Origin of the sequence: Acetobacter sp. DmW_125128 (assembly GCF_008704325.1) — a bacterium.
Lineage (GTDB): Bacteria > Pseudomonadota > Alphaproteobacteria > Acetobacterales > Acetobacteraceae > Acetobacter > Acetobacter oryzifermentans.
The window spans coordinates 1-608 of record NZ_VHOP01000091.1 but is presented as its reverse complement, the minus strand read 5'-3'; the positions used below and the strand labels follow the sequence as shown (position 1 = coordinate 608).

Here is a 608-nt window from a genome sequence, read left to right as displayed (position 1 = left end):
ATGCCCAATGCGCTTAGAGCTGTTCCGACGATGTGCGGAGCGGAGAGCCCTGCCTCGGCATATTGGGCGGCCTGAGTGTTATGGTCAATAAAGCGGTCTGGCAGGGTGAGGGGGCGGAAGCGGACGTTGTCCAAAAGGCCTGTGCGGGCCAGATGGTGGCCAACAAGGGAGCCAAAGCCACCTTCCGAACCTTCCTCAATCGTGATCAGCACCGCATGGTTGCGGGCCAGATTTTCCACCAGTTCCGTATCAAACGGCTTGGCAAAGCGGGCATCTGCCACGGTGGGCGGCAGGCCACGGGCGGCCAGCATGTCTGCGGCTTTCAGACACTCCGCCAGACGTGGGCCAAGCGAGAGAATGGCCACGCCGCCTTTTTCAGGGCCAGACTGCCCACCCATTTCACGGATAATGCGGCCCTTGCCAATTTCCAGCGGCGTGCCCTCGGCAGGCAGGTCCAGCCCAAGGCCACTGCCACGTGGGTAGCGCAGGGCAATCGGGCCTTCATCAAACAGGGTGGCGGTTGCTGTCATGTGCAGCAATTCCAGCTCGTCTGATGGCGCCATAATGGTCATGCCCGGCAGGCAGCCCAGATAGGCAATGTCGAAGGA

The 608-nt window shown here is 61.5% G+C and carries 1 protein-coding gene; it reads right to left on the bottom strand.

All coding sequences use genetic code 11. From position 1 onward, the window contains the following. Positions 1 to 608, bottom strand: a 608-nt coding sequence (locus FKW19_RS15095; protein WP_275068212.1) for a transketolase C-terminal domain-containing protein, incomplete at both ends; no start/stop codon positions are given.